This window comes from Proteus sp. G2618 (genome assembly GCF_009915995.1).
GTDB lineage: Bacteria > Pseudomonadota > Gammaproteobacteria > Enterobacterales > Enterobacteriaceae > Proteus > Proteus terrae.
This window is the reverse complement of record NZ_JAABNI010000019.1, coordinates 17,338-44,047: the sequence shown is the minus strand read 5'-3', so window position 1 is coordinate 44,047 and position 26,710 is coordinate 17,338. Positions and strand designations below refer to the sequence as shown.

At 33.6% G+C, this 26,710-nt stretch carries 20 protein-coding genes, 1 tRNA gene and 2 pseudogenes; 12 read left to right on the top strand and 11 right to left on the bottom strand.

What is annotated here, in order from left to right; translation table 11 throughout:
• Positions 1 to 20: 20 nt before the first annotated feature.
• The 4 genes from GWJ01_RS10290 to trmB all read right to left on the bottom strand — a co-directional run bounded on the left by GWJ01_RS10290 (position 21) and on the right by trmB (position 2,827).
• A complete protein-coding gene (locus GWJ01_RS10290) occupies positions 21 to 758 on the bottom strand; it encodes a DUF2884 family protein (RefSeq protein WP_109395301.1) in 738 nt (245 codons plus the stop codon).
• Positions 759 to 780: 22 nt separating this feature from the next.
• On the bottom strand, positions 781 to 1,707 hold the full coding sequence (gene glsB / locus GWJ01_RS10285) for a glutaminase B (RefSeq protein WP_109395302.1): 927 nt from the start codon (positions 1,705 to 1,707) through the stop codon (positions 781 to 783).
• Positions 1,708 to 1,781: 74 nt separating this feature from the next.
• Entirely contained in the window at positions 1,782 to 2,108 is a 327-nt protein-coding gene (locus GWJ01_RS10280) for a YggL family protein (RefSeq protein ID WP_023581025.1), read from the bottom strand.
• Complete coding sequence (gene trmB / locus GWJ01_RS10275) at positions 2,108 to 2,827, bottom strand: tRNA (guanosine(46)-N7)-methyltransferase TrmB (RefSeq protein WP_088493525.1); 720 nt, start codon at positions 2,825 to 2,827, stop codon at positions 2,108 to 2,110. Before trmB ends, GWJ01_RS10280 begins: the two co-directional genes overlap by 1 nt.
• 216 nt (positions 2,828 to 3,043) lie before the next feature.
• On the opposite strand from trmB, the gene mutY reads away from it, so the two are divergent.
• The 4 genes from mutY to GWJ01_RS10255 all read left to right on the top strand — a co-directional run bounded on the left by mutY (position 3,044) and on the right by GWJ01_RS10255 (position 5,847).
• Positions 3,044 to 4,084 (top strand): A/G-specific adenine glycosylase, encoded by a 1,041-nt coding sequence (gene mutY / locus GWJ01_RS10270; RefSeq protein WP_109402693.1) that lies wholly within the window; start codon positions 3,044 to 3,046, stop codon positions 4,082 to 4,084.
• 29 nt (positions 4,085 to 4,113) lie between these two features.
• Positions 4,114 to 4,386 carry an oxidative damage protection protein gene (locus GWJ01_RS10265; protein ID WP_098943971.1) on the top strand — a complete coding sequence of 91 codons (273 nt, stop codon included), beginning with the start codon at positions 4,114 to 4,116 and terminating at the stop codon, positions 4,384 to 4,386.
• A 63-nt stretch (positions 4,387 to 4,449) separates the two neighbouring features.
• On the top strand, positions 4,450 to 5,520 hold the full coding sequence (gene mltC, locus GWJ01_RS10260; RefSeq protein WP_161711065.1) for a membrane-bound lytic murein transglycosylase MltC: 1,071 nt from the start codon (positions 4,450 to 4,452) through the stop codon (positions 5,518 to 5,520).
• Between the two features lie 251 nt (positions 5,521 to 5,771).
• Positions 5,772 to 5,847: transfer RNA gene (locus GWJ01_RS10255), tRNA-Phe, on the top strand.
• 107 nt (positions 5,848 to 5,954) lie between these two features.
• Here GWJ01_RS10255 and GWJ01_RS10250 read toward each other — a convergent pair.
• From GWJ01_RS10250 to GWJ01_RS19050, 3 genes and pseudogenes are all read right to left on the bottom strand, one after another.
• Positions 5,955 to 6,260, bottom strand: coding sequence for an ArdC-like ssDNA-binding domain-containing protein (locus GWJ01_RS10250; RefSeq protein ID WP_109402649.1), 306 nt, complete (start codon positions 6,258 to 6,260; stop codon positions 5,955 to 5,957).
• A 253-nt stretch (positions 6,261 to 6,513) separates the two neighbouring features.
• Positions 6,514 to 6,993: pseudogene (locus GWJ01_RS10245) on the bottom strand (phage integrase N-terminal domain-containing protein).
• Positions 6,994 to 7,121: 128 nt separating this feature from the next.
• Positions 7,122 to 7,511: pseudogene (locus GWJ01_RS19050) on the bottom strand (Fic family protein); the annotation flags it as partial.
• Positions 7,512 to 8,561: 1,050 nt separating this feature from the next.
• Here GWJ01_RS19050 and GWJ01_RS10235 point away from each other — a divergent pair.
• The gene (locus tag GWJ01_RS10235; RefSeq protein ID WP_109402648.1) at positions 8,562 to 9,818 is read left to right on the top strand and encodes a M20 family metallo-hydrolase; all 1,257 of its coding nucleotides are present in this window, start codon (positions 8,562 to 8,564) and stop codon (positions 9,816 to 9,818) included.
• On the opposite strand, the gene GWJ01_RS10230 is transcribed toward GWJ01_RS10235, so the two are convergent.
• Positions 9,812 to 10,696, bottom strand: coding sequence for a helix-turn-helix domain-containing protein (locus GWJ01_RS10230; RefSeq protein ID WP_109393373.1), 885 nt, complete (start codon positions 10,694 to 10,696; stop codon positions 9,812 to 9,814). The genes GWJ01_RS10235 and GWJ01_RS10230 overlap by 7 nt on opposite strands.
• 548 nt (positions 10,697 to 11,244) lie before the next feature.
• Here GWJ01_RS10230 and GWJ01_RS10225 point away from each other — a divergent pair.
• The 6 genes from GWJ01_RS10225 to GWJ01_RS10200 all read left to right on the top strand — a co-directional run bounded on the left by GWJ01_RS10225 (position 11,245) and on the right by GWJ01_RS10200 (position 21,376).
• Positions 11,245 to 12,990 (top strand): M10 family metallopeptidase C-terminal domain-containing protein, encoded by a 1,746-nt coding sequence (locus GWJ01_RS10225; protein WP_161711064.1) that lies wholly within the window; start codon positions 11,245 to 11,247, stop codon positions 12,988 to 12,990.
• Between the two features lie 394 nt (positions 12,991 to 13,384).
• Positions 13,385 to 15,013: a M10 family metallopeptidase C-terminal domain-containing protein gene (locus GWJ01_RS18930; RefSeq protein WP_161711063.1), complete on the top strand. Its 1,629-nt coding sequence runs from the start codon at positions 13,385 to 13,387 to the stop codon at positions 15,011 to 15,013.
• Between the two features lie 335 nt (positions 15,014 to 15,348).
• On the top strand, positions 15,349 to 16,776 hold the full coding sequence (locus tag GWJ01_RS10215; RefSeq protein WP_161711062.1) for a serralysin family metalloprotease: 1,428 nt from the start codon (positions 15,349 to 15,351) through the stop codon (positions 16,774 to 16,776).
• Positions 16,777 to 16,942: 166 nt separating this feature from the next.
• A complete protein-coding gene (locus GWJ01_RS10210) occupies positions 16,943 to 18,682 on the top strand; it encodes a type I secretion system permease/ATPase (RefSeq protein ID WP_161711061.1) in 1,740 nt (579 codons plus the stop codon).
• 16 nt (positions 18,683 to 18,698) lie between these two features.
• The gene (locus GWJ01_RS10205) at positions 18,699 to 20,024 is read left to right on the top strand and encodes an HlyD family type I secretion periplasmic adaptor subunit (protein ID WP_109393368.1); all 1,326 of its coding nucleotides are present in this window, start codon (positions 18,699 to 18,701) and stop codon (positions 20,022 to 20,024) included.
• The gene (locus GWJ01_RS10200) at positions 20,024 to 21,376 is read left to right on the top strand and encodes a TolC family outer membrane protein (RefSeq protein WP_109393367.1); all 1,353 of its coding nucleotides are present in this window, start codon (positions 20,024 to 20,026) and stop codon (positions 21,374 to 21,376) included. The genes GWJ01_RS10205 and GWJ01_RS10200 overlap by 1 nt, the downstream gene beginning before the upstream one ends.
• A 495-nt stretch (positions 21,377 to 21,871) precedes the next feature.
• Here the strand turns inward: GWJ01_RS10200 and arnT are convergent, their stop codons facing one another.
• Together arnT and GWJ01_RS10190 are read right to left on the bottom strand one after the other, a co-directional pair.
• Complete coding sequence (gene arnT / locus GWJ01_RS10195; RefSeq protein ID WP_161711060.1) at positions 21,872 to 23,518, bottom strand: lipid IV(A) 4-amino-4-deoxy-L-arabinosyltransferase; 1,647 nt, start codon at positions 23,516 to 23,518, stop codon at positions 21,872 to 21,874.
• Positions 23,519 to 23,897: 379 nt separating this feature from the next.
• Positions 23,898 to 24,236, bottom strand: a complete 339-nt coding sequence (locus GWJ01_RS10190) for a carboxymuconolactone decarboxylase family protein (protein ID WP_109393365.1) — start codon at positions 24,234 to 24,236, stop codon at positions 23,898 to 23,900.
• Positions 24,237 to 24,364: 128 nt separating this feature from the next.
• Here GWJ01_RS10190 and GWJ01_RS10185 point away from each other — a divergent pair, with 128 nt between their 5' ends.
• Positions 24,365 to 24,754 (top strand): DUF1992 domain-containing protein, encoded by a 390-nt coding sequence (locus GWJ01_RS10185; protein WP_109401238.1) that lies wholly within the window; start codon positions 24,365 to 24,367, stop codon positions 24,752 to 24,754.
• Between the two features lie 61 nt (positions 24,755 to 24,815).
• Here the strand turns inward: GWJ01_RS10185 and GWJ01_RS10180 are convergent, their stop codons facing one another.
• Positions 24,816 to 26,390 carry an AbgT family transporter gene (locus GWJ01_RS10180; RefSeq protein WP_109393363.1) on the bottom strand — a complete coding sequence of 525 codons (1,575 nt, stop codon included), beginning with the start codon at positions 26,388 to 26,390 and terminating at the stop codon, positions 24,816 to 24,818.
• Between the last annotated feature and the right edge of the window lie 320 nt (positions 26,391 to 26,710).

Below are 26,710 nucleotides of genomic sequence, written 5' to 3'. Positions count from 1 at the left end.
TTGAAGCATGACGAGTATTATTATTTTTTTAGAGAATTAACAAGCTCTACCCGTTGACTCTCCATCTGGGTTATTTTGCTGCAAGCTTGCTGACCAAATTGAGTAAATGCAGCTTCTTGCTGTTTCCACTCCTGATCTATAATTTTTTGAAAACCATCTAAGTTTCCTAATAATCCGCCTAAGGCTTTTTTACTGTCACCACCCGCAGCTGCTAATAACTGTTTTTTCCCCAACTCATTAATGCTGTCTTGCAACATACCACCTAAACTACTTTCTACGATTTCACGGCCTTTAACTTCAACTTCTTTAATGGCTTGAGAATGGAATGTAATGTTATTCGGCTCTATGCTGACCACTCTATCCATTTGCTGATTAAGATCTTTCTCTAATCTACTTAATCTATTAAGGATATTGCTATCTTTACCAAAAGCTTCAATCACCACTTTATCAAGCACTTTACGAGAATCTTGCAGTTTTACCCCTGTTTCAGTTCTTAGCCAAGGTACGTCTCGTCTTACGGTGGCTTGATATTTTTTTGCTAGTTCTTGTTGCTGTGGTGTCAATGAGGCACTTTTTTCATTTTGAAATAATGTACCGTCAGGATAAATCACCATTAAACCATGTGAACCCGCGACTTCAACAAATTCAGAGGTTATGCGTAAATCATCTTTTGGCATTACAGCGCAATCAAAACTTGGTGATGCATTTGCTGTACCTGCAACAAAAAACAGTGTGGCAGCAATATTTCTTAAATTCATAACAACTCTCCTGAAAACACACCTAAAAAATTGAACGTCCTACTTTGTTTGCTAATAATTCAAGTGCTGCACAACCTGCTAATGAGTTACCTGATTTATCCAGCTCTGGTGACCAGACTGCAACCGTAAAAGCATCGGGAACAACAGCAATAATGCCACCACCTACGCCTGATTTTCCGGGAATACCGATACGAAACGCAAATTCACCGGCACCATCATACATTCCACAAGTTAACATTAACGCATTTATTTGGCGGGTTTGTCTTGGCGTAATAATCTGATTTTTATTACCCACACATGTACCTTGATTAGCCAAATAACTAAAACATCGCACTAACTCGGTGCAACTCATCTCTATTGAACAATAGTGAAAATAGGTTTCCAGTACCGTAATAACATCGTTCTCAAAATTACCAAAAGATTTCATCAGGTAAGCGATAGAGGCATTTCGACTAAGATGCTCCATCTCTGATTTTGCGACCACTGAGTTATAACAAATATCAGGAGTATCAGTGAGAAAACGGATCACTTCTAACATTCTTTGCTTAGGCGCACTTAAGCGAGACTGCAACATATCAGCGATAACAATGGCACCTGCATTAATAAAGGGATTACGTGGTATTCCTTTTTCCATTTCTAACTGTATCAAGGAATTAAAAGGCAGCCCTGATGGCTCTTTTCCTACACGTTGCCAAATTTCATTTTCTTCATAACGCGTTAAAGCAAGCGTTAAGCTGAGTACTTTAGAAATAGATTGGATTGAAAAACGCTTATCTGCCATGCCTGATTGATAGAGTTCACCATCAATCGTATAAACAGCCATAGCAAGCTGTTCTGGAGGTACTTGAGCCAATGCAGGAATATAATCCGCGACTTTTCCTTGCCCTATTAATGGGCGAATTTGTTGCAAAATATCTGAAAGTAATGCGTTAGATAACGTTGTAGTCACAGTCCCTTCCCCAGACAGACAAGGGCATCCTTTTGGATGCCCTTGTTATTATTTGCTAAATGTATAACTTTCTATCAATCCCACCAAACATCAAATAGTTCAGAGGTTTGTACATCTTGCATTTTGCTTTCTTTTAGGAAGTTTTCGACTAATTGGCGATGCTCTTCTGTACATTTACCAATTTGTTGTAAGCAGATTAAGCCTTCCCAACTCAGGTAACCACTTGCATCAAATGCCAGCCCGTTTGGCTCAATAACTTTGAGGATCAGTTCATCAACAAAGCGATCTACTTCCTCAATTGGGGTATTTTCTGGGAAAGTCCATTTAACTGAGAAACCTAATTCCTGAAATTCATCGATACGCATTTTTTTGCGTAAGCGGCGACTACGTTGTTTAGCCATTATTTTACCCTCTTAAACATAAGATCCCAGACACCATGCCCTAAACGATGACCACGCTTTTCAAACTTAGTCACAGGGCGTGTTTCTGGTCGTGGTACATAATCCTGAGTTTCTGACAAATTCTGATAACCTTCAACACTTGTCATTACTTCAAGCATATGTTCTGCATATGGTTCCCAATCTGTCGCCATATGAAAAACACCGTCTAACGTTAATTTTTTTAAAATTAATTCTGCAAAAGGCACTTGAACAATACGGCGTTTATTATGACGCGCTTTGTGCCATGGATCAGGAAAGAATAACTGAACCATTTTTAAGCTATTATCTGGGATCATATGATTGAGCACTTCAATCGCATCGTGACACATGACTCTCAGATTACTTAATTGTTCTTCTTCAGCGCTTGCAAGACAAGCACCAACACCCGGCGCATGTACTTCAATACCGAAATAATTATTTTCTGGTGTATTTTTTGCCATAGTCACGAGCGATGCGCCCATGCCGAAGCCTATTTCTAAAATTACAGGCGCTTCGCGTCCAAAAACCTGACTGAAGTCGATGGGTTCCGGTTGATATTCAATGCCAAAGGCGGGCCACTGTGTTTCTAATGCTTGCTCTTGACGAGGCGTTAAACGGCCTTGTCTACGAACAAAACTACGAACGCGTCGTAAAGCACGTCCCTCTTCATTGAATTCCGGAGAAATTACATTCTTGATCATGTCTAATACTGTCAGTCGTTAGGCCAATTATTTACTTAAAATCGTTATAATGTCGCAATAGTGCAACTTAACCGACATTATCCAAAGATCACTAAGTTTAGCAAGAGTCACACATAGAAGCATCACTCTATAAGATAAATATTAAGAGTGTTTACAGTTTATTCTCTCTGTGGTGCAATCTTACCTTAATCAGAACATGAGTTAATAAAATAAAACATGATGGAAGCTCTGCAATTTTCGCAAGTCGTACTCAATTGGTATCACAAATATGGGCGTAAAACACTCCCTTGGCAGCAAGAAAAAACGCCTTATCACGTATGGTTATCAGAGGTAATGCTGCAACAAACTCAAGTTGCAACGGTTATTCCTTATTTTGAGCGTTTTATTGCACGTTTTCCTGATGTCAACGCATTAGCTAAAGCCCCTCTAGATGAAGTACTTCATCTCTGGACGGGCCTTGGTTATTACGCAAGAGCTAGAAACTTACATAAAGCGGCACAACACATTGTAGATAAACATCAAGGGCAGTTTCCTGATACCTTTGAGGACGTTTGTGCCTTACCTGGTGTTGGACGTTCAACTGCTGGTGCTATTTTATCGTTATCACTGAAAAAGCCTTATCCAATTCTTGATGGTAATGTGAAACGTGTTTTAGCACGCTGTTATGCCGTTGAAGGATGGCCGGGTAAAAAAGAAGTTGAAAATAAATTGTGGGAGATCAGCGAAAACGTCACCCCAACCGAAGGTGTCGAGTATTTTAATCAGGCAATGATGGATTTAGGTGCCATGGTTTGCACAAGAAGTAAGCCTAAATGTGAGTTATGCCCATTAAATACTGGCTGTATCGCTTATGCTCAAGATAATTGGGCGGATTATCCTGGGAAAAAACCGAAAAAAGTCATCCCAGAAAAAACAACTTATTTTCTTATTTTACAATATGATAATCTTGTTTGGTTGGATAAAAGACCACCAGCAGGAATATGGGGTGGGTTATTTGCCTTTCCTCAATTTGAAACAAAAGCGCTTTTAGAACAGTGGTTAATTGAACATGGACTTGATAATAATGAATCAGAGCAACTGATTTCATTTAGACATACTTTTAGCCACTTTCATTTAGATATTGTGCCAATTTGCGTAAAACTCTCAGCGTTTACCTCTATGATGGAGGAGCAAAAAGGACTTTGGTATAACTTACAGACACCTGCGACCGTAGGGTTAGCAGCACCTGTAGAGAATTTACTTAGACAATTAGCCTAAGCTAATACCTGCGATATTGAGGATTTATTATGAGCAGAACTATTTTTTGTACTTTCCTTAACAAAGAAGCTGATGGGCTTGATTTTCAGTTGTACCCAGGAGAAATTGGAAAGCGCATTTTCAATGAAATATCAAAAGAAGCATGGGCTCAATGGATGACAAAACAGACCATGCTTATCAATGAGAAAAAACTTAACACCATGAATCCTGATGATCGCAAACTATTAGAACAAGAAATGGTGAGATTTTTATTTGAAGGCCATGATGTTCATATTGACGGCTACACACCACCTGAAAAATAATATTCACTTTTCCAGAGCCTTTAAGGCTCTGGTATTTTATTCACCATAGCGATGCAATTGACCATGAAAAAAATCCTTCTCTTGCTGATTATCGCCCCTCTACTCATTTCATGTAGTAGTCAACCACCAAAAACATTTGAACCCGATTACGCAAAGGATACCAATGCGTTCGATATTCTTATGGGGCAATTTGCCAATAATATCGAAATGATTTGGGGTATGAAGGAAGTATTAATCGCAGGCCCTAAAGACTACGTAAAATATACCAATGCTTATAAAACACGTAGCCATATTAATTTTGAAGCTGGTACGATCACGATAGAAACTTTAGGTGATGATGCACCTCAATTTCAATTGCATAAGGCGATAGTCACAACGTTATTGATGGGCGAAGATCCAGGCTCTATCGATCTCTACTCTGACGTTAATAATATTCCTCACAGTACAGAACCCTTTTTATTAGGACAAGTACTCGATAACACAGGGCAACCTATACGTTGGGAATGGCGCGCCAATAAATTTGCAGATTATCTGATTGCCAATAAATTACAAAAACGTCAATCCGGTATGAACACAATTTGGTATGTCACCCTTAATCTTGTTCCTAATCATCTTGATCAACGTGCTCATAAATATTTACCACTAGTACAACAGGCAGCCGCTAAATATGGTGTTGAGCCATCACTAATTTTGGCAATTATGCAGATTGAATCCAGTTTCAACCCATATGCGGTGAGCAGCTCTGATGCACTCGGTTTAATGCAGATTATGCCAGCAACAGCAGGTCGAGATGTCTTCCGAATGCAAGGAAAATCAGGACAACCAAGTCGTAGTTACTTATTTGATCCTGCTAATAATATCGATGCAGGTGCGGCTTATATTTCGATACTGCAAAACAGCTACCTTGGAGATATCAAAGATCCTGTTTCACGTCGCTACGCCGTTATACAGGCTTACAATGGCGGTGCTGGTAGCGTATTACGGATATTCCATAGTGATAAGAAACAAGCAGCCGCTATGATTAACAAATTAGCGCCAACACAGGTGTATACCACATTACGTAATAAGCACCCTGCCGATCAATCTCGTCGTTATCTTGAGAAGGTCAGTACAGCTCAACGTAACTATCGTTAGTTGATAATTAGTCTAAAAAATAAAGCTTCCTCAATAAGTTTGGGGAAGCTTTTTTGTTACTGAGGCTCAATAAAAGGCTTATCGTCATGTGTTTTTTTAAGGATCACAAAACACTTTCAGCTTTATTTTTATTCATTTTCCGTGGCAAATAGCGTTTTATTAATCAATAAGTTTAAAAAAACAGCAATCAAACAGTTTTGTGATAAATAACGTTGACGAGCAAGGCGATATCGGGTTTAATACGCCCCGTTGCCCGAATAGCTCAGTCGGTAGAGCAGGGGATTGAAAATCCCCGTGTCCTTGGTTCGATTCCGAGTTCGGGCACCACTATTTAGAAAAACCAGCCTTAGGGCTGGTTTTTTGCTTTCTGCGTTTTATAAATTTTTGAGACCTTCTTTTTTAGTTCTAGATAGTGTGCCATTCGACGGTACATATCATCCCATCTGTGATTTAGTCAGAACCTTTTTCTTTTTGCCTCCCGCACATTTTGCTTGATTAAAAGTCAGCCACCGATTTGAATTAACACCTTTTTCAATCGCTCCAATCCATAACAGCATGACATTAATACCGCTGTAATATCGTCCCGTTGCAGCATTAACAGGTAGCCCTTCATTTTCGGTATCCCAAGTTTTACGCCAAGGTTCTGTTCCTTTTTCTAATGCTTCAATAATCTTATTTGTCACTATATGATAAAGCTCGTTTTGCTGTGAGGATGTACAACCTATTAATTCCTTTTTCATAGGCAATTCCTGTTAAGAAAAAGGGAAATGCCACCAAATGAGGAAGAAATTCCCATTTGGGTTGAAATAAAGAAAGTTGATTTAATTAATGTACAATCGCCCTAAGGCATTTCTTTCAGATTGCAGAAATATTGGCTGTTGTTAAAAACAACGAATTAACGGGTAAACATTATTAATTTGATGTGCTATAAACAAGTATGTTTTATTAATCATTAATATCAAGTTTATTGTAGACACGCTCGACATAATGCCCTCACCCATCATCATAGTTCATTCCATTATTTTTATGATACTCCATTGCATTCACTGCCCACGCATAACGTAAGCTATGGGGTGTTATTTACCTGTTAACCCAGCATTTCTGGCTACATTTCGATAGCGATCTATGACAGATTTTAAATCGGGTTTATCAATCAATTTACCATTCATCGGTAATAGCCCTTTTCGTGCCATCACGACTCGCACTTGACAAACCAAGCGCATGATTACTGAGCTTTTCATGTTGAGATGAGGCAAGCTTTGTTCTGCCAGCAACAGCTAAAATATTTCTAATACCTGCCATTTCGTTTTGAAGTGTTCTTTTTGAAATGCCTTCTTCCTGTCGGCTTTTGATATAAAGTTCGATATGGTTTGTTTTGATATGTTTTACATCACGAATTTGAATATTCAGTTTTCCCATTTTATCTGCAATGCGAGAGGTTATTTTCAAACGATCTGCAACGGTTTTAAAAATCCCTCTACCTTATTTCGCTAATGTAGATAATTGCTTGCTTAATTTGGACGAAGTTATTCCTCATCAGAAACTAAAAATTATCTGATAAAAATATCATTTATTATTAACAATAATATTTCTAATAATAATTATAAGTTATGAATAAATCCTTCTTCTTTTAAAATTTCAATAACACCTCGAATCAAATAAGAGTTTGAAAATTTTGCAATATAAATTCGAGATCCTTCTTCTATGGGTTGCAACAACCTTCTTTCAATTAATTTATCAAGCCGATAAGTTATTTGGGATGGTTTTAAATTAGGTAAAATCTTACGAATATCTCCAGATTTTATTGTTCCTAACTCTGCTGTTTACTTTAATACCTTAGATTCAAAAGTATTTATAAGTTCTCTTTCTAACGAGAAATCAATCGCTGGGTATAGTATTTTTTTACTTAAAAAAGTATGATTAGTTAATTGTTCTAGCTTTTTAAGTTCTACAGAGATCCCAGAAAGAACATATACACACCACTCTTTTAACGCTTATTCTTCCAAAAGAAACTATCATAATCAATAAGTTGCTTTATCTTTCCAAATATAAGTGATACACAAAGATAAAGGGCGAAAAATAGACAACTATATCAAGTAATATCTTTATTACTTGATCCTATAAATAACTCACAAAAAAATATTTATCACCAAATTTAAATATAATAAGACAACTACTAACAATAAAGTAAATAAACAATATAAATATTAAATTTAAAACCCACTCCCTTTATTAAGAAGGTAAAGTTGCAACTTATATAATATATAAAAAGGTAAAAGTTAAGATATGTAAAATAGAAAAATCTCCAACCAGGAAATAGTGATAACTCATCAAAATCATTCACTTTTATTCTCTTTCTTATATAAACAGCATGCGGAATAAATAGCCATATCAACGCCTAGAGTACTACATAATGTACGGATAGACCCACACAAAAAACCGACTTGCTTGAGTACTAATTTATTTTTTCTCTCATTTTTCAATTTGATTAACAAATATTATCAATAGTTAATAACTACTTTTTCAATTTACCTGAAGATAATAACCTATATCATTAGAATAAAATAAAAATGGATTTTAACTGAAAATATATAAGATAGGATATTTATCATATTAACAATATTATTTTTAATATCATTAAAATTCATTTATTCTATTTTATATAAAGATTTAAATTTATCATAAATGATATTTCACTCTAATAAAAATCACTACTAATACTAATTTTTATTTTCATTTAAAACTTTAAACATATCTTCTTTTATAGATTTAAAATAAAAGCGATCTATTTTATAACATTTATCATACAAATTAAGTTCATTTAAGAAATACTCTAGATATATATCTCCTTTTAATTAATACCTACCTCACAGAATATGAAATTGACCTTAATTATCATTGACGAAATATAGCTACAGCAGTAAATATAATAAGCAATGATCATAAAAACAGTGACCATCTTTTAAGATGGCTTTTTTAATCCTTAAACTGTCTCATTTTTTAGACAAGAGATATTACAAAAACCACGGGAGAATTCTCTTATGACTCAACTAGATACAGCAACTCATTATTCAATTGATGATATGAAAGCGTTAATTGAGACAATGCAAATCTATAAAAAAGATAACAGTGGCAAAGGGATCACTCGTATTGCCTATGGCGAAGAAGATGAAGCCGCGCATCTGTATCTTGCTGGTTTAATGAAAGAAGCTGGGCTTGAAGTTTATCGTGATGGTATTGGTACACTTTACGCTCGTTTACCAGGAAAAGATCGCTCACTGCCTGCAGTCGGTACAGGATCTCACCTTGATACCGTGCCTCAAGGTGGTGCTTATGACGGAGCTTTAGGTGTTATCGCAGGGTTTTATGCCTTAATGCAATACAAACCAAAACAACTTAAACGTGACCTTGAGCTTGTTGTTTTCCGTGCAGAAGAATCCAGCCGTTTTGGCTTTTCATGTATTGGCAGTAAAGTGTTAGCAGGAAAAATAGATAGAGCACGCTGGGAACAAAATAGAGATGATGATGGCAATAACTTCTTTGAGGTTCTGAAATCATTAGGCTATCAGTATGATAATTTAGATAGCTGTTTAATGGAAAAGGATCGCTTTAGTGCCTTTGTTGAGCTTCATATTGAACAAGGTAAACGCCTTGAGAATGATAAAAAAACTATTGGTATTGTCAATGGAATAGCTGCGCCAACTCGTTTCTCTGTTACGGTTAATGGTCATGCTGATCACTCTGGTGCTACACCTATGTATCAGCGACAAGATGCTCTAGTGGCAAGTGCGGGGATTATTACAGATATCAATCGTGCAGCATGTACTGAAGCCGTTTATGGCACTGTAGGTACAGTGGGTAAACTCAATGTTGTACCAAACTCCATGAACGTCATTCCAGGACAAGTAAAATTCTCTGTTGATATTCGTGGTATTGATATTGAAAGTATTCAACGCGTTGTACAACGCCTCAATAATAGTGTTGAGAAAGCAGAAAAAGATTTTGGTGTCGCTATTGATGTTCAACCGATTTCTGCTGAATCACCAGTCAAATTAGATGATTCAATTTGCCAAGTGATTGAAAACTTATGCCAAAAACACGATATCAACTATATGACAATGTTAAGTGGCGCAGGTCATGACTCAATGAATATGGCGCCACTTTATCCAACAGCAATGATCTTTACACCATCTGTTGCTGGTATTAGTCATCATCCGGATGAATTTACCGAATTTAGTGATATTGCTGTTGCTGCAGATTTATTAGCAGAAACATTAGGCACGCTTGCTAATCAGTAATTTCTAACTATTTGTTTTAAAAGGTTGATTGCATCCCTCCCCTTGGTTGCTTTTAACCATAACTTATCAAAAAGAGATTGATATTGAAATATCGCCTCAGTTGAAGAAGTTACCGTCGCAATGCCCGTACTGACATTAGGAAATTCTCCTAGGCGGAACGGGCTAACGGCTAAAGAAAGCGGTATTTCATTTTGATAAAATAATTGGAAAGTCAAAGATGGCATAGTATCTGAAATGATCGCAATATTAAGATAACTATTTTTTTGTTCTAACTTTTCAATTAAATGAAGAATTTCATTTTTTGCTCGTTGTTTTCTTTCATGTTGCAGTGTTTTAGTTAGATTAACAGAACCTAGCATACCAACATAAAGAAACTTTTCGATTTGTTGTTGGCTAATAAGGTTATAAATATAGGGGGAATGTAAGGACTGATGTTTCTTACGCTCTTTTAAAATAGACAAAACTTCTTGTTGTTTTTCAGACAAGATATTTAAAGGTGATGCCTCTGTTAGCATTTCAACCAATGTTTTGTCATAACAATCTGAAGTTAATAAATAAGAGAAAGGTTCGAAATGGGTGTAAATATGTGAAGATTGTGTTTCAAGTTGGCGCATTCGTTCAAAAAAGCCATTTGCACTTGAATAATATTCAGTATTAATTCCCAACAAACTGGTTAACGAGGTATTTAATAATCTAGCAAGATTATCAAGTGTCTCAATTTTAACAATTTCGCCTTTTTCTAACCGATATACAGCGGCACGAGAAATACCCAAGCTTTCTGCTACATCTTCAGCTTTTAATGAGGAGGCTATGCGGTAAGCACGCAGGCGATAGCCAATGGCTTGGTAATCTATTTTTTCTCTAGGTATGTAAGGCATATTTATAATTAGCTCCCAAATGCACAAAGTACTAGGGTAAAGTAATAGCACAACAATAAGATGTTAGTTCAGATAGTTTAAATTAAACCCAAAATAAAAAGAATCACCTTCCTCACAATGAGGTAAATAAAAGAAGTTTGTAGTAAAAAGTTAGTCTATTTCAATAAACCTGCTTTTAGCAGGTAACCTCACCAGGGGTAACGCAGTAAAAAATTAACAATAAAAAAACAAAAAGTGCTGTTAATGGATATAACAGCACTTTTTCCTTGTTCACTATCATCCATTGATTAGTATTCTTTAACTAATTAAAACATCAATTAAATACATATAAATTGCTCATTAAATATCCATTAAAATTTATATTTAAATACATAAGCAAAAAGTATATAACACCATTATTATATAATAATAAATTTTATCGCCTTCCAATCCAATATAAATTCACAAGATTAATTAGTTTTAAAATAATTTAAAATATTTCTTTTTTGAAAGGCATTTAGCAGGCTGCCGATAAACTATTCGTTACCAAAAAAAAGGAAAAATTAATCATGAATAGATATTTAAAACATATATCACCTAATTTTAATTATATTTACAATATAATGAGAATAAATGAATCAACTAACAAATGGGAAAGTTATAATATTGAAAAAGGTTATACTGAAATAACCTATAGTTTTCCTAACTGGTCAATATTAAGAGGTGATAAATATAAAACACTCACAACATTCAATGAAAAAGGAAAAGATTTAGTTAGAGCAAAACTTCAGCAATGGGAAGACGTTGCCAATATTAAATTTATTGAAGTAAAAAGCGAAAAAGACACAGATATTAAGTTTGGTATTTATAATAATATCAATGAGATTGCCGGTTACACAAACTATTCAATAAAAGGGTTTGCCTATCGCCCTAATAATATAGAAAAAAAGAATAAGATAGAAAAAGATAAAATAGAAAAAGTCGGAGATTATAGTTTCAGCGGGCAAGTTTGGATAAATATCTCTGATATGAATATTATTGAAAACATTAAGAAGTCAACAATAACACCAGAACAACAAACAAGAGTAAATTACTTTAAATCTAAAGCAAATATTATTGATTATGTCGTTGAAGAAAATAATGACTATTATTTACTACTAAAAAACAATAATGCTCGGGCTCATATTGATAATACAGAAAATGTATTCAAAAACGACTCCGACATACAACGAGTAATTAATCATGAAATAGGTCATGCTCTTGGTCTAAAACATACATTTACAAGACAAAAAACAACTGACTGTGAAGAAAACACCACTAAATATTCAATAATGTCATATAACCATCCTGAATTTAAACATGCTGATTTTAAAGGTATGTCTCCTTTAACACTACAGTTAATGGATACTTACGCTATTCAAGCAACGTATGGACAGAATAAATTCACACATATTGGTAATACCACTTATGGTTTTAATTCTAATACAAAAAAAGAACATTATTCATTAAATACCTCTGAAGATAAAATTATTACATGTATTTGGGATGCAGAGGGAATAGATACATTAGATTTTTCAAAATATTCAGTTGACCAAAAAATAGATCTTAGTGAAGGAAGTTTTTCTGATGTGGGAGGATTACGAGCTAATATTTCTATTGCCTATGATACTGTTATTGAAAATGCAATAGGAGGCTGTAAATCAGATATCATATCTGGAAATGATGTTAATAACAGACTATTTGGTAAGCTTGGTGATGATACTTTATACGCTAAAGGAGGTGATGATTTCTTATATGGAGAGCAAGGCGATGATTATCTAATGGGTTCCGAAGGCAATGATTACCTATATGGTGGACAAGGAAATGATTATCTTTGGGACTCAGAAGGAAATAATATTCTTTATGGCGGATTGGGTAATGATATCTTACTTAGTGCTAAAGGTAATGATGTACTTAATGGAGGTGAAGGTAATGATTATTTAGATGCAGGGATGGGTAATAACCAATTAACAGGAGGTGCAGGTTATGATACCTTTAACTTTAATAGTAAAGATAATAATTCCTCAAATTTAATTACTGATTTTCAGTCTGGCATTGATAAAATATATTTTTATAAAAATATAGATAATAGTAAGACTATAAATAATATTAACATTGTAAATTCAAATAGTCTAAATAATAATGAAGGTAATTTTTATTATGACAACATTAAAAACATTACAATGTTAAAAATAAATACATCAGAAACCTCAGAACCTAAATATTTAAATATTAACATCATCGGTAAATACGAATATGAAGATTTATTCTGTTAATTAAAACACTCGCATTTTTTCATATATTACTTGATGAGAGAGCATCAAGTAATATATTAAATGCATTTAGTTTTAAGGGAATATCTAATAAAACATAGTGTATTCTATAAAGATAAAAAATCTTACTATTCAAAACAACAAAAAACTAGCAATTATCTCTTTGTTTGTTTTTAAAGAAAATAAAGTTCGTTATAATAGAGAAGATTACTCGTAATTATTTTATATCATTCTATTAAAAACAATAATAAATCTTTATTTTTTTACTTCACTTGATACAAACATCATTAAATAACGTATATTTTTAAAATTTAAATTTTAAAAAATTATTTATATTTAAGTTAAAACACATATTTTTTACATGGAGATATTTCATAATAAAGGATATTCATACATTATGAGTAAGACTCATCAAGATACTTCTTTAGAAAATTTAGAAAATAATGATATTATCAAGCTAATAAAGAGCTTTAAACCACTACGCAGATGGAAAAAACATGATCCCAATAATGATTTTACTGAAGTAACATATAGCTTTCCCAATTGGAATGAGTTAAGAGGAAATGAATATAAAACAATTACAACATTAAACGAACATCAACAAGAAGTTGCCGAAAAAATATTACAATTGTGGTCTGATGTTGCAAATATTAAGTTTATTAAGAAAGATAACAAATATGACACCAATATTAAATTTGGTGTTTATAATAATGTAAATGAGATAACAAAAGATACATCTCACTTAGTGAAAGGTGTTGCAACATTCCCATTAAATAATATAGATCCCAGTAAGAAAATAGAAAAAATTACTGATTATAGTAATGGAGGACATGTTTGGATTAATATATCCACAACTATACGTATAAAAAAATTCAATAAAAATAAAATAACACCAGAGCAAAAAAATGAAATAGATGCATTTAAAGAGAAATCAGACAATATAAAATACTATTATATAGAAACAGACTCGCATATTACTTTATATAAAAACAACAATAAAGATGGTCATATAAATAATCGACCTTTAATATTACAAAAAGGAAATAAAGAAACTCAAACTTATATACATGAGATTGGACATGCTCTTGGTTTACCTCATACCTTTAGAGGAAATAATTGTAATAATCCTGATATTGAAGAAAATAGTTTTAAATATTCAGTGATGACATATCGTTACCCAAAAATAGAAGAGGCAGATTTTGGTGGTCTTTTTCCTATGTCTCCATTATTAATCGATATATATGTCATTCAAAAATTCTATGGAGTAAATTTAACGACTCGAACAGATGATACTATTTATGGTTTTAATTCCAATACACAAAGAGGCTGTTATAGTTTAACTACACCAGACGATGTTATTATTAGTTGTATTTGGGATGCCGGAGGTGTTGATACTCTCAACTTTTATAAATATAACGCAAGACAAAAAATAGACCTCAATGAAGGTGCTTTTTCTGACATTGGAGGATTACGAAGTAACCTCTCTATAGCATATGGTGCTGTCATTGAGAATGCAATTGGTGGTATTAATGATGATATTATTATTGGTAATCATACTAATAATCATCTTTATGGTAATAACGGTAACGATACTATTTATGGTAATAAAGGTAGTGATGTTCTTTATGGTGGGAAAGGCAATGATTGGCTTTATGGTGGCGAAGATGATGACATCCTATATGGCTCTGATGGAAATGATATTCTTTGGGATGATAAAGGATGTAATCAATTCAGTGGTGGAAAAGGAAAAGATATATTTATATTAGGCCTTAATAATCATAATAACCGTGATAAAATTATGGATTTTAATATAAATGATGATCGCTTGTTATTTTCTGATAGGAATAAAAACATATTCAGTATTAAAAATTTAATTGAAGATAAAAAAATTATTATCTCAATAAATTATCACAATATAGAAAACACTACTCAACTCTCCATTTCAAAAGAAATACAATCTACAAAGTATATTCACACAATCGAACTTGTGGGAAATTTTATTTATGATGATATATTTAACAGCTAAAAATAAAATTAATTTAAACTTCAAACAACCTAAAAATATGACTTAGATTAATAAAATATAATATTTAAGTTATATTCAGATCAATAAAAATAACAAAATAAAACAATAACAATAAAAAAAATACCTCTCGGAAAGATAACGATGATTTTATTTACTTAATTAAATTATTCTGACTTAAAACACACCTCACTTCACAATTATTTAAAAACATATTTTCCCCCTCTGGATTAATATCAATAAATAGCTATCTTTATTATCGCTGGCGCTCGCCAGATAATTAAACTATTTTCAACATGAAAATAAACTTAACCTAAACTTGATATCCGGAGGATATTATGGGTTCTTCTTTATTAAAAAAAGCAGTAGGACTATCTAATGTTTCTGATTTATTAGATAAGAGTGGAATTTTTTATAATTTCTCAGCTAAGACTCTACCTTCTTTTGATTATGATACCGCAGGAAAACATATTGCACGTGAAAATTCCACATGGAATGGGAAATATGTTATCGGTCAAGCGGCAGAAGTAACATATTCATTCCCAACTTGGGCTGGTAAAAAGTTTAATGACTTTGGTGATAAAAATCCCTATGGATTTAATTCAACACAGAAAGAACATGCAAGACAATCTTTAGATGCATGGTCTGATATCGCAAATATTAAATTTACAGAAGTAGGACCAAATGTAAAATCAGATATTACTTTTGGGAATATTACTGATCCATATGGCAAGTTCCAAGCTTATGCAACATTACCAAATACCCATGATTATTACGGGCGTGATGTTTCAGGCCAAGCTTGGTTTAGTGATTATTATTATGCGGGTAATACAACGCCTGAATTAGGTAATTATGGTCGCTTAACTATTATCCATGAAATTGGTCATGCGCTCGGTTTAATGCATCCCGGAGATTATAACGCAGGAGAAAATGTACCAGATTATTTAAAATCTGACTACGCTGAAGACAGTCGCCAATATACTGTTATGAGTTATTGGGATGAATATGAAACAGGCGCACACTTCCAAGGTGCTTATGCAGGCGCACCATTACTTCATGATATTTCAGCAATGCAATACCTCTATGGTGCAAACAAAACAACCAGAACAGGTGATGATGTTTATGGTTTCAATTCAAACACAGGTATTGATTATTACACAGCAACAAGCAGTAACGATAAATTAATATTCTCCGTTTGGGATAGCGGTGGTAACGATACTTTTGACTTCTCAGGATATTATCAAGATCAAGTTATTGATTTACGTGAGGGTCATTTCTCTGATGTTGGCGGACTACAGAAAAACGTTTCTATTGCACAAGACGTTACAATAGAAAATGCAATCGGTGGCTCAGGTAATGATATTATCTATGGAAATGATGCTGATAATATTCTCATCGGTGGTGGCGGTAACGACATACTGTATGGTGGCGGTGGTCAAGATACATTATGGGGTGGTACAGGCAGCAATACCTTTGTTTATAAAGAGATCTCTGACTCTTTAACCTCTGCCGCTGACAAGATAATGGACTTCAAATCAGGTATTGATAAGATTGATTTATCAGAATTAATCGAAAATACCTTTAGCCAAAAATTCCTTAATTTTGTTGATAACTTTACAGGTCGCTCAGGTGAAGCAACCATTAAATATGATCAAGCAACAAACTCAAGTGAACTTGCTATTAATGCTTATGGTTATGGATATAGCCCTGATTTCAAAATTGACATTGTAGGATTTGTTAATTACGAAACTGACTTTATTGTTTAATTTGGCATTGGGTAGGAGAGAAGTATTTCTCCTACCTTTTTTTTACCAATACGGAGCTATTTTTATATTCTTTTATAAAAAAAAAGATAGATTTATCACTCCGTATTGATAGAAAAAATGCAGTAAATAGCAATAAACAGATAGGAATAAAATCAGGAATAACATTATGCCAGCAAACAAATACAATAATGAAATAAAAAATATTATAAAAGAGAGAAAGAAAGTATTTCTTTCCATTGGAATATTTACAGCCTTAATAAATATTTTAATGTTAGTTCCTTCCATTTATATGTTGCAAGTTTATGATCGAGTCTTACCTTCAGGTAATGAAATGACTTTATTAATGCTAACGCTCATTATGTTAGCATTATTTATTTTTATGGGAGGATTAGAATATTTAAGAAGCATTATTGTCATTAGAATGAGCAACAAACTTGATTTATCTTTAAATTCAAGAATTTACACCGCGGCATATCAAGCAAAATTGAACAAAACTCCCGGTATTAATTCTTCGTTAGCATTTAATGATTTAGTGACTATTAGGCAATTTATTACAAGCCATGCTATTTTTGCTTTTTTTGATTTACCTTGGTTCCCTATTTATCTTCTTGTTATCGCATTATTTAATCCATGGTTAGGATTATTTGCATTATGTGGTGCACTCGCTTTATTTTCGTTGGCAATTCTTAATGAATATTTATCTCGATCATCATTAAAAAAGGCCAATGAGTTTGCTAATCAAGCACAAGTAATACAAGGTCATCATTTTGAACATCCACAACCTATTGAAGCAATGGGAATGTTAGGTTATTTACGAAACCAATGGCAAATTGCTCACTTTAAATATCTACAAGCACAAACCCATGCAAGTGATAATGCAGCCGGTGTCAATGCAATAACAAAAGTCACCCGAATGGCACTGCAGTCTTTAATGTTAGGATTAGGTGGATGGCTAGCAATAGATAATACGATTAGCCCAGGAATGATGATCGCAGGATCAATACTATTAGGTCGTACTTTAGCCCCAATTGAACAAGTAATTGGTGTATGGAAAAACTGGGATAGCAGTAAAGAAGCTTATAAAAGATTAACCACTCTACTAAACGCGTATCCTGAAGAAAATAAAAAAATGGCGCTACCAGCCCCTAAAGGTGAATTAACGGTCAATATTAATCAAGCTCAATACCCTCAAACGGAACGTACTCTATTAAATAATATTCATTTTTCACTAAGCCCAGGTGATGTACTTGGTATTATTGGCCCTAGTGCTTCAGGAAAATCTTCTTTAGCTAAATTTATTGTTGGCATATGGGAAGTTAAAACTGGTGCCATACGCCTTGATAATGCAGATATATATCAATGGAATAAAAGTGAAGTTGGTCAATATATTGGATACCTTCCACAAGAAATCGCCCTTTTTCCCGGTACAATTGCCGAAAATATTGCACGTTTTTCTGAGATAGATCCTCAAAAAGTCACTCAAGCTGCAATGATGGCAAATGTTCATGAGATGATTTTACGTTTTCCTGATGGGTATGAAACCGTTATTGGTGCTCATGGGGAAGGGTTATCAGGAGGACAACGACAACGTATAGCGTTAGCTCGCGCATTGTATGGAAATCCTGCTTTAGTTGTTTTAGATGAGCCGAATTCTAATTTGGATGATTTGGGTATTAAAGCTTTAATGCAAGCAATTCAAACGCTTAAAAAAAATAAGAAAACCGTTATATTAATTACGCATCAAAAACAATTACTCTCAGTGACCAATAAACTCTTAGTTCTTTTCGATGGTCACACTAAATTATTTGGCTCTACAACAGCTGTTATTGCTGAGTTAAATAACTCATCAGCAATAAAGAGTACGCCAACGCCAGCAACCACACCTATTACTCAAAGCAATATTTAATATTGAGAAGACTATTATGATCACAAAAAAAAATGAAATCGATATTGTTCATGGAATTTCAGATGATCCTAGGAAATTCTTAATAATAGGATGGTCAGTTATTCTTTTAGGTCTTGCTATTTTTATTTTTTGGGCAGCTTTTGCTCCTTTAGATAAAGGAGTATCGGCTAAAGGAAATGTCTCAATTTCAGGTAATAAAAAAAGTGTTCAAGCATCAGTAGAAGGCACTATTACTGATATTTTAGTAAAGAATGGAGATAGCGTAACCGAAGGTCAAACACTTATTCAATTAAGTCCTATTCAATCAAAAGCTTTAGTAAAATCCTTATCAGAACAATATGATAATTTACTTATTACTCAACAGCGCTTATATGCTCAATTGAATGAAAAAAAAGAATTCACCTTAGATCTTAATGAAGAATATTACTCTCCTTCAGAGAATTTAAATAAATTATTACTACTTCAAAACAAATTACTTAATGAAAAGTATATTGAATTGCATAGTGAAATAAATGGCTATAACGCTATTATTGATGGAGTTTCTAATCGTTTAATTCATTTAAAAAAATCCACTCAAAATAAACAGCATCAAATTAATAGCTTACAAAATCAAATCAAAGATTTATACACACTTGCTAATGAGGGCTATATTCCTCGCCATCGTTATCAAGAAATTGAGCGTGAACTCGCTGAAAATAATAACCATCTCAATGATACACTTGGGCAAATAAGTACATTAGAAAAACAGAAGTTGGAATATGAGCAAAAAATATTGCAACGCAATGCTAATTTTTACCAATCAGCACGCACTGAACTTAATCAAGTTCAATTACAAATAAGTGAAACAGAAAAACAACTTATCATTGAAATAGATAAACTGAAAAAAATGCAAATTACTGCCCCAATTTCAGGAATAGTAATGGATTTATCTGTTTTTACTCAAGGTGGTGTTGTAAGAACAGGTCAAACATTAATGGAAGTTGTTCCTCAAGATCACCAATTAATTATTGAGGCTCGGTTAGCCCCTCATCTTATTGATAAAGTTACCCTTGGTCTTCCTGTTGATTTAATGTTTAGTGCATTCAATCAAAATACAACGCCTAAAATCCCCGGAGAGGTGACGTTAATTTCAGCGGATAGACTTCTCGATGAAAGAACGACAGAACCTTATTACCAAGTATTTATTAATGTTAAAGATAATACGCTTCTTGAAGACAAGAAAAATAAATTAAAGGCTGGAATGCCAGTTGATGTATTTATTAATACAGGTGATCGCTCATTACTAAATTATTTATTTAAACCTGTTTTAGATAGGATCCATACTTCATTGACGGAAGAATAATGATGCAAACAAAAAAACTCTCTGCCATTTTATTTATATGGATGCTAAGTTTTCACGCTTTTGCCATCAGTTTGTCTGATCTCTATTTCTTAGCAGTAAAAAATGATCCTACGTTTAATGCTGCGATTAAAGAACAGGTTGCGGGGAAAGAGTATGAAAATATTGGATTATCTCAATTACTTCCAAGCGTACATGTAAACTATCAAAACAACCCACGAAATTGGCAACGAAAAGTTTATCCTATTAATACGAATCAAGGAGAAATGGAACGAACCGAATATCAGAATTATCAAAGTCATTCTGTCAGTGCCATTATTAGCCAGCCACTCTTTGATTACACGGCATTTAGTGATTATAAATCATCATTAATTAAAACATTATTATCTGACAGTCGTTATCAAGTTAAATTTTCTGAGCTTGTGATCAGATTAGTAGATAATTATATAGAATTGGCTTATGCGCAGGATAAATTATTATTAAATCTTTCACAGCAAGAGATTTATAAAAAACAACTAATATCAAGTCAGCGTTTATTCGAATTAGGTGAAGGAACAAAAACAGATATTTCAGAGATCCAAACACGATTATATTTAACTCAATCTCAATATACAGATATCCAGCTTGAGTTAGATAATGCTAAAAATAAACTAAGTTCAATGATTGGTACATCACTTCCTTATGCAGAACATATAGCAAAATTAAGCAATAATAGTTTTATATTACAACCTATCACACCCAATAATTACGAGTCATGGGAAAATGAGGCTATGCAAAGCAACCTCAATATTCAAACAGCTCGTTATGAAATGGCAATAGCAAAACAAGAAGTAGAAAAAAATAGAGGTGAATTTTTCCCAACAGTGCAACTCTATGCTTCTTATTCTAATAGCGATTCCGATAGCAATAATACTGTAAATCAGAAATATCAATCAGCGAATGTTGGTTTTTATGTCAGTTTACCTTTATTTAATGGTGGAAAAACAACAGCTTCAATGCGCCAATCTACTGCACTATATCAGATGAGTGCTTTTGAAAGAGATGCCATTATCCAGCAAATTAAACAAGAACTACGTCATCAATACCAAATATGCACAACGAGTAATATTAAATTGAATGCCTATGAGCAATCTGTTTCTTCTGCTAAATTACAACTAGATGCGACTCAAAAAAGTTATATTGGTGGGCAAAGAACAATGGTCGATGTTCTTAATGCTGAAGAATTATTATATCGCGCCCAACAGGATTTAATTAAAGCTAAATATGATTATATTCAGGCTTGGGCATTATTACATCAATATACTAATACATTGGATATTGAAAAAATAAAATTGATTGAAGGTTATTTTCAATAGAATTGCTAAGTTTTTAATAAGAGATATTGAGATAATTATAAAAGTCCTAGATCGCGATAGATATAGGACTTTTAATTATAAGCAACTGTTGATTACTTATTTTAGCTAGCGGGTATCATCACTTCTTTTTAGTACCGTACAACGTTAATACACGGTGAGTAAGAGCAATTGATGCTAGACCGATAAAACATTCAGCTAGGAAAATCAGCATAAATTACCCCCATTCATAAGTACATTTTGTTTGGGCGGGGGTTCTGATAAAGTAAAGTGACTTGTCATATAGTGCTTAGCTAACTCCGATTTAATGGACACATTTTAAACCTACCATTAAAACTAAAAAGAGCAAAATATATTTCTCAACAAAATCCATTTTTTGGCTTTGATCACATAAAAACAACACAAAAAATCAAATCGATGTCATTTTAAAGCTGAAACTAAATTTATTTGCTCTTTTATAATCGTCTCTTGAAAAATAGAAATAGACTTTTAAATCAGTTAATTAAAGAAAACAAATGTTAAATCACCCTGTTTTTCTACAATAGGTTTTACCTTTAGCTGACTTATAACAGATAATATTTTTTTTCGCTCTGGTCGGACTAAAACAATCGCAAGCCCTTGATAGTTATTCTCTTCAATTAAATTAACTAACTGCTTAAGATCATAATATTTATTTTGCACATCAGGATATGCAAGACCATAAGCAAGCTCCCCTTTCGTCTCTGTTAAACGAATATCAGTGCGTTTTAAACTCCATGCTAAGGACGTTCCAATCCCGACTTCATCAGTTAAAATATAAGGCTTATCTGCTAGCTCACTGTAATAGTGGTTAATTACTTTTTCAGGGGTGCTTTTGCTTTCAATTTTATGAGGAATGGCATGCCCAATTACTAGACTTAATCCTATCGAGCAAAACAGAGTCAGTAAACGTGTGGGTTTAAAGAGTGAAGCAATTCCCATCACACTCCAAAATAAAAAGCCCACAATACCCAGCAGCGCTTTATCTTGCTCATGAGTTTCATATAACGTAAATCGTGTAGAGAACAGCGAATAAACAATAATAGAAACGCCTACAAGCCCAAAAACAGTATTTATGATCGCATTGATATTATGAATTTTTTCATTTTGTTTATCTTTTAGCTCTTCCATGTAATGTGCAATCAATATAGAAAGTGGCACAAAACAAGGTAACATATAAGTTAATAACTTACCGCTGGAGGCAGAAAAGAATGCAAAAAATAGGAATAACCAAAACGAAAAATAAAGCGTTCCCTTTTTCAAAAAAATAGCTGATTTAAGAGCACCAAATAAGAACCCTAACCACGGCAAAATACCCAAAACAACAATAGGTAAATAAAACCATATAGGTTGCGATCTTGCTGAATCCTTTTCAACAAAGCGTTGAACGTGTTCAATCCAAAAGAAGTAGTGCCAATAATCAGGAGCTTGAAGTGCAACAGAAATCACCCAAGGGCCCACAATAACAAGCATTGAGATAAGCGCTACTGGCGCATAACAAAGGACTTCTTTAAAACGAGATAAGCTAATTGCGGTTACAACAAAAACTAACGCAGGTAACACAACAGCAATAAAACCTTTAGTTAAAAAACCTAATCCACAGAAAATACCAACTAAAATATAAGCACTGATTTTTGACTTTCTATTTTGTGCAGATAATCCACTTAAAAAGTAATACATCGCAATAGTGACAAACATTGTCACGATAGGATCAAGAATATTGTAGGTACCAATTGCTAACACAAGAAACGAGGATAAAAAGACCACTAGTGCATTAAACGCCAAAGTACGGTTATGCCAAACTAGCATAGTGGCACGATAAACAAATAAGCCGGTTAATAAGGTTGAAGTCACAACAACAATACGAACAGAAAAATTACCTCCGCCAAATAACCATTGTGCAATACTGTTTAGCCAATACCCCAATACTGGCTTTTCAAAATAGCGAATATCCAGCATGTAAGGTACTGACCAATTACCTGATACCAGCATTTCTCGGCTAATTTCAGCATAGCGGATCTCATCTGGTTGCCAGAGTAGTCGCGTTTCGAGAGGAATTAAATAAGTTAGAAATATAAAAATAAAAAGTAGAAACCATTTATACCTTTCTACAACATCAACACGCATATATTCCTCGTTAAAATAATATCACTTTATATGAACTATTCACTTAGAATAGCTATCCTATAAAAGATTCAATTATTATTTATTAAATTATAATTAATTATTATTTTTAACCAACCAAATGATGCTTAATAAACATTTTACCCATATAAATCAAAACAATAAAACAGCCTCATTAGAAGTTAAAATAATGAAAGATTAATCTTTTATTAATTAACAGGCATCTTTTTATTAAAAGATTATCTAGATAGTATTAAAACAAAACATAGAGGATAACAGTTAATATAAACAGAAGGTAAACAAAGCCTATAAATAAAAAAAAACCAGAATGAACTAATTCTGGTTTTTGATTACGTTGTTTAATTATATGATGATAAAAATCTTATTTACTAAACTCTTTAAAAGCGCCCATGGTGTTGGATGCATACATAACTGAAGGGCCACCGCCCATATAAATAGCAACACCTAATGCTTCAGCAAGTTCTTGTTCTGTTGTGCCAAGCTCTACAAGTGTTTTTGTATGAAATCCAATACAACCATCACAACGATTCGCAACAGCAATTGCAATGGCGATCAATTCTTTTGTTTTTGCATCTAAAGCGCCTTCTTTACCACCCGCTTTTGTCGTACTCATAAACGCTTTCATCACTTCTGGAATATTTTGAGACAATACCCCCATGTTACCTGCAATGTCTGTTACTATTTCTTTGTACTTGCTCATTTTTGATTCCCTATCAATATATTTATATATAATATAAAAATATAATATCAAATTATATAATCTAAGCAAGTCAATTTAATTTGTGGTGATCTTTTCTATTGCGATAGTTACTAAAAAAGAGGTTTAAAGTGTCTATTTTAGATGAGTGGGCTGAACGCCATATCGAAAAAGCGTTACAAAAAGGGGAACTTTCATCACTAAAAGGTGAAGGAAAACCACTGATCCTTGATGATAATAGCCATGTTCCTGAGTCACTCAGAGCAAGCTATCACTTATTAAAGAATGCTGGTTTTTTACCACCTGAAATGCAAGATAGAAAAGAAGCCTTATCTCTAGCGGAAATCCTAAGTACGTTAAATGAAACGGGAATAGAAGATGAAACACTGCAAAAGCGTTTGGCATTACTTGAGCTAAAATTGCAACAAGCAGGTTTAGATACCCAATTTTTACATGCAGACTATGCCACACAATTAACAAAAAAATTGGTAAATCATAAAAAAGAAACCGAACAAAAATAATGAAATATCAAAATAGAAAAAGCCTATACATCCCTGTATAAGCTTCAATCATTGCAGAGAATTAACCTGCTGTTGGAGAGTAGTATGTTGGTGAGCCAGGCCCTACTGGTAAATTGAATACAAACACCCATAAATAGAACAATAATGACCAACCAATTAAGAAAATCACGGAATATGGCAACATCATAGAGATCATGGTACCAATGCCTGTATCTTTCTTATATTTTGTTGCGACTGCTAATATCAAACCAAAATAACTCATCATAGGTGTAATGATATTAGTGACAGAATCGCCTATTCGATATGCCGCTTGGATTGTCTCTGGCGCATAACCTGCAAGCATTAACATTGGTACAAAGATAGGTGCTGTCACAGCCCATTGTGCCGATGCCGAACCAATCATTAAGTTAATAAAAGCACAGATTAAAATAAAGCCTAAGAACAGCAATCCACTTGGCATATCAATACTATTAAGTAGCGCAGCCCCTTTAACAGCAATAACCTGACCGATGTTTGTCCAACCAAAGAACGCAACAAACTGAGCCGCAAAGAAAATAATCACTAAATAAAGGCCAAGCGTACTCATCGAATTCGCCATAGCATCAACGATGTCTTTATCTGTACGCATTGTCTTAGCAATCCATCCGTAGACAATACCTGGTATTGCAAAGAATAAGAAAATAAAGACAACAATAGATTTTAAGAAAGGAGAATTACCAATTAGCCCTGTTTCTTGATTTCTCAATATGCCATTTTCAGGAACAACCGTTAGCGCCAAAATCACGGCCATCACAATAAATGTCCCTGTTGAAGCCCATAGTGCTTTCTTTTCTAGTGGCGTAACTTCAGCAGCATTCCTTAAATCATTTTCTTCATCATCAAGTTCGTTACCGTTATAAGGCCCTAGTTGAGGCTCAACGATTTTTTCTGTAATGAAGTAACCTAAGAAAGTAATAAGGAATGTACTGATAAACATAAAGTACCAGTTTGCTTCAGCACCAACGATATAGGTTGGATCTATAATACGCGCAGCTTGCTGTGTAATACCCGATAATAACGGATCTATCGTTCCTAAGAGTAGGTTAGCGGAATAACCGCCTGAAACCCCTGCAAACGCAGCTGCTAAACCAGCAAGAGGATGCCGCCCTAACGAATGGAAGATAATCGCTGATAACGGTATCAGTACCACATAACCTAATTCAGCTGCAGTATTAGACATAATACCAGCAAAGACAATTGCCAATGTGGTCATTTTACGCGGTGCTTTCATGACCACTAAACGCATCACCGCAGATAATAAACCTGCTCGTTCAGCAATACCAACACCTAATAACGCCACCAGCACCGTACCTAAAGGTGCAAATCCAGTAAAGTTTGTAACGACATTTGCCAATATACGACGAATACCATCCGCATCTAACAAACTAATAATATGGATATAGCCATCTTCTGCGCGTCCTTTGGCGCCTTCTGGTCGGGGATCTTGTACCGTAACACCGAAGTATTCACCAACCGCCGAAGAGACAAGTAAAATAGCAATTAAAATAATAAATAAAATAACGGGATGGGGTAGCGCATTTCCTAGCCATTCCACTGTGCGTAGAAAGCGACTGCCTCCCTGTTTTTTTGTTTGCATCATTTATCCTTTTTATAAAAAAACAGAAAATGCACAGTACACAACCCTTTTTATTATGACTATCTGTTAATCCTATTTATAAATGCCTTATTTAAGATAATAATCAGGATAAAATTGTTAAATAAAATATTTTTAACCTTAATAAACAATTAGTTAAAAATTAATCATACAATTACAAACAACTTACATTAAAATTAATTTATAATATCTAAAATTAAAAAATGTGCATAAGATAACATTTTTTAACATTATCTTGATTATTTATTAACCTTTTCTGATTAAAAATGCCATTAATTAATAGTCAGAAACGATTAAACACT